Origin of the sequence: Vibrio genomosp. F10 str. 9ZD137, assembly GCF_049974785.1 — a bacterium.
GTDB lineage: Bacteria > Pseudomonadota > Gammaproteobacteria > Enterobacterales > Vibrionaceae > Vibrio.
Genome location: NZ_JBNGCJ010000681.1, coordinates 1 through 4,284 on the forward strand (window position 1 = coordinate 1; position 4,284 = coordinate 4,284).

Here is a 4,284-nt window from a genome sequence, read left to right on the forward strand (position 1 = left end):
TTGCTGCAAAAATCAGCTCGAAAGTTCAACGCGCCCTAGTTATAAATAATATTTCATTCATTCTGCACAGTTATATTTACGGTATGGCTCTAATACGTCAAGCATTATTTACAGAATAAACAATAGGATGAATATAAGTCTCGATGTTGACTCGGTAGATAAAGCTTTAGGTCTAGGTTAATACGGTTTTGTAGGCGCTCTCTTAACCACTGGCGGTTATTACGGTGTCTATTTTTGATTGCCATACTCAAATGCAATCGGCGAACTTTTTGTTTTCAGGGAGGTCCGATAGGTGACTAAAATTCTATTTGTTCGCTTGATTTTCCCTAATTCTGTAAGTTTCAGATAGTTTGCTTGAATGTTTTCATCATGGTGAAATTTTTCATTGTTTGCCTGCGATTGAACATCATTTCCTGGGCAATTTTCGTGAACTATCCCATCAAATCCTATGAAATGAAACCGTTTTCAAATCACCTTTAGCCTTCGCTTTTAACGCTAAACCATTGGGCTTATTAGCCTGTCTGAGTGCACGAAAATTTCCTGTTGTTTCATGACAAAGGTACTCTCGTTTTGATGTGAAACACAGCGCTATTTTCAACTGTTTCATTGCTTATTATTCCCTCGAACCAAAATAAATATAAAGAATAATAGGGAAATAACATGAATAATTTTAAACGCTTGCCTTTAACCATAGCAGTGGCTGCTTCACTTGCTTCCGTTTCTTCTTTTGCAGCTGATGATATTGCTGCATTAGAGCAACGTATCCAAGAGCTCGAAGCGAAGGTAGTGACTCTAGATTATACCGATGATCAACAGCAATCGGCTTTACCTGCTGATGTAGAGGTCCCAGTAGGTATTATCTTCTCTGGTTATGCACGTTACGGCGCTCTCTACCAACAAGGTGATAGCAAGCTTGTGAATATTGGCAGTACTGGCCGTTCTATTGGTCGTCTAGGTAATGAAGCGAACGGTGGCGAATTCCAGTTTGGTAAAATTTTCGAGTCAGAAAGTGGCGTTAAGTGGAACCTCGCCGTGATGCTTGACCACTGGGCTCACAGTGACTGGGGATCTGCTGGTGATGTAAACCTTAAAAAATTCTATGCAGGGGCGAGTAATATTTTTGAAAGCCAACCGGATCTTTATGTGTGGGCGGGACGTGACTTCCACCAACGTCCTCAACAAGGTTTGAACGACTACTTCTGGATGTCTCACGATGGTCAAGGCGGTGGTTTTCAAAACTTTGATTTTGGTGGTGCGAAACTCGACTTTGCATTTGTAGGGGCGGTTGCTGGTGGTACGGACTTTTACTGTAATGATGAAAATGGATCTGGGGTGGATAAAGAGGGTGAACCCATCAAGTGTAATATTGGTGGCGCCCAAGGTAACGACAGCGGTACTTACGCATTCACTTCTAAGCTACACAGTATTGATGCAGGTATAGGTAATCTCGATCTTTACGCAAACTATGGCTTCTCTTCTGATAAAGATAACAGTGAGACATCGGTGTTAGTCGGTGCAACGTTAGGTTTAGGATCTTCACACAAGCTGATCGTGAAATATGGTGATGGCGCGGATAACTCAGCATTTGATCTCGCAGGTATAAAACAAGTGCTTTACACCAGTGTCGAAGGCGGCGTAAACCCTTCTGACAACGTGTTTATTGACTACCTAGTTTCTTACAAAGATATTTCTGGCGATGACGTTAAGACTGAGTCTAAAGAGTACGCAGCCATTGTTCGCCCTATGTACAACTGGGATGACACGCACTCTACGTGGTTAGAAGCGGGTCTTGGAATGGTGGATTACCAAGATGACTCAGAAGAGCAAGCTTGGAAAGTCACATTGTCTCAAAATATCTCTCTAGGGGGCTTACCTTGGAGCCGTCCAATGCTGCGTTTCTACACCACTGTGGGGGATGTAGAGAAGAGTGGACCAAGCGCCACAACAACAAATGTTGATACGGTAAGTTTCGGCGCAATGTTTGAAGCTTGGTGGTAAACCACCAATCGTTTCGTTGATGCATCAGCGGCGAGTTTTAAGCTTGAAGCGCAGAGCAAAGGGATACCATTGATTGGGTATCCTTTTTATTCCGTTTGCGGGTTGTTCAAAGAAAGCGCTGAGTCAGCCGAACTGATATTCGGGTGCGTAGCGTTTTGGTAGTGGACGATTTCATTCCTTAGCCCTTGGAATGTTTTTAATGCGCTGTTTATCGAGAGTTTGTTTATCAGCCAATGGGGGAGTACACCCGACGGGTTAGCAAAAGCAACGTATTCAATGTGAGTCGTGCCGTTGCTTAGCTTTTCTAGTTTCCACAAGGCTTTTACATCAGAAATTCTAATATAGTTAGGTTGCTTAGCTAACATGCTTGGAGCATCTTTAATTAAGAGGAAAAAAGCGCCGTGGTCGAAGTAATATCGTGAATAAGTCACCATATCCCGATCACGAGCTGGCCAGGGAGCTTGAAATTGAGTGTATACCGCGTTCTCAGTTGGGCTTATCTGTTTTAATACCTGGCTTTTTTTAACGTTATCAATCCAGTTAGGAACATGTTCCGTGTCTTCTAGCAGAAGTAAAAAAGAGGAATAACGGGTAGTGATGAACATTTGAGCACGAATCTCGACCAAGCCGTTGGTGTGCGGGCGACTGTGAAGAGTGATCCCATCTTCAGTTTTGACAAATTGCCAAGCCACTAAAGGCGAGGCGACTGAGGGGGCTGCCAGCAATAGAGAGCCGATCAGTAGTAATACAAACATAACCGGCTCCTTTTTCTATTATCGAATCAGTTGTCATCGAAGTACCTAGTACTCAAACAACGGTTACCGAAATAATTGTCACTGAAATAGCTATCACCGAAATAGCAACGTATTGAATGGTGTTTTTTCTAACCCTAGAACTAATAAATACGTCAGTAACACCGACCCTGACCATACCACAAGATCTCTAACGCCATGTGTTAACTCAAGCATGCCTGCGATATTGAGCATAAAGATAATGACCAACATGTGGCTTACGTAGATGGGCAACACTCGTTTCGACAATGAAAAAACAAGTGTTGAATCGCCTAGTGTTGGTTTCGACAATAGCCATAAAAAGCAACCAATCGCCCAGATACCCGTCCCCAATAGATAGTCGTTTGCGTTAAAAGCTTGGCCATATTGGTGTAGGTTCCAGGCTTCTCCCATATGCAGAGCAAGACCTACCACAGCAATTAATAATGCACTCTTGCTATTCAAACTATATTGAGACTGGCGAATTTTAAAGCCAATCGCAACCATTAACGTGGCGAAAAATGGACCATTTCGAGTAAAGAATGGCGCATCAAAATGGGTGATGACTTGGTAGCTACCGGCAAGCACGCCATAGAGATAGAGCAAGATTGCGATGGGCATAATTAACGCGCTTTGTTTGCTTTTGATTAAGAATGCGAGAAGAGCCACGGCGCAAACTAGAGCAGGAATAAACCACAAGTGGACAAGGCCACCTTCGAGTAGTGAGTTTAATGGTGATTGCAGTAAGTAATTCCAGTAACCGGAACGTTCTGCTAAGTAACCTTCGCTGAGTAAGGTACCCCAATTAAAGGGCATGACTAAACTCAGGATGCTCCAAACAACCCAGATTTTTACAAGAGGCATTGAATAAGATTTAAGCGTGCCTATGGGATCGAGAGTCAGCTTTGGCTGAATCAAATAACCTGAGATAAGAAAGAACAGTGGAACAGCAAAACGAGTCGATTGATTGAAGACATAGCCAAACCAGGATTCGCCATTAAACTCTAAATACCCGAGAAACAGCTGGCAGTGCATAGAGAGTATAGCCAGCATAGCGATAACGCGACCAAGCTCGATGCTCGCAATTTTATTTGTGGTGGACATGAGAAATAACCTTGGGGGAAAGAAACCCAAAATGTACCAATAAATTCAGTAATACCATAGCGTTAGAAAGCGCTATAGGTGCGTTTTGCTAGGAGGGTATTCATTTTAATGCATGCTATTGATGGTTATGTCACTTTTGTCGTCATCATACTTTTGTCGTCATCATACAATGTTCAAAATACAATGTTGTTCAAAATACAAAGTTCAAATGGCATTTTGCCTACCTCACAGTTGACAGATGCCCGCTCATATTAGGTTCATGCCTATATCAGCTTAAGGGCAGACAAGGTGAAAATACCCAGGGTGCAGGTAATCAAAGATAGCACCGTGGTTAAGGCGATAATATTGGCGGCTAACGTGGCATTGCCACCCATTGCCCTAGCCATCACATAGCTTAGATCGGAAGAGCGGT

General features: G+C 42.9%; 3 protein-coding genes. 1 reads left to right on the forward strand and 2 read right to left on the reverse strand.

The genetic code is table 11. From position 1 onward, the window contains the following. Positions 1-660: 660 nt before the first annotated feature. A complete protein-coding gene (locus ACP45E_RS16350; protein WP_017037220.1) occupies positions 661-1,998 on the forward strand; it encodes a carbohydrate porin in 1,338 nt (445 codons plus the stop codon). Between the two features lie 86 nt (positions 1,999-2,084). On the opposite strand, the gene ACP45E_RS16355 is transcribed toward ACP45E_RS16350, so the two are convergent. Continuing rightward, positions 2,085-2,753: an START domain-containing protein gene (locus ACP45E_RS16355; RefSeq protein WP_069585277.1), complete on the reverse strand. Its 669-nt coding sequence runs from the start codon at positions 2,751-2,753 to the stop codon at positions 2,085-2,087. A gap of 93 nt (positions 2,754-2,846) precedes the next feature. Next, the gene (locus ACP45E_RS16360) at positions 2,847-3,872 is read right to left on the reverse strand and encodes an acyltransferase (RefSeq protein WP_017037791.1); all 1,026 of its coding nucleotides are present in this window, start codon (positions 3,870-3,872) and stop codon (positions 2,847-2,849) included. Positions 3,873-4,284 lie beyond the last annotated feature (412 nt).

Bases quoted from the DNA above. Each gene is read 5' to 3' on its own strand.
- ACP45E_RS16350 (WP_017037220.1), top strand. From the start codon at position 661: ATGAATAATTTTAAACGCTTGCCTTTAACCATAGCAGTGGCTGCTTCA.
- ACP45E_RS16355 (WP_069585277.1), bottom strand. From the start codon at position 2,753: ATGTTTGTATTACTACTGATCGGCTCTCTATTGCTGGCAGCCCCCTCA.
- ACP45E_RS16360 (WP_017037791.1), bottom strand. From the start codon at position 3,872: ATGTCCACCACAAATAAAATTGCGAGCATCGAGCTTGGTCGCGTTATC.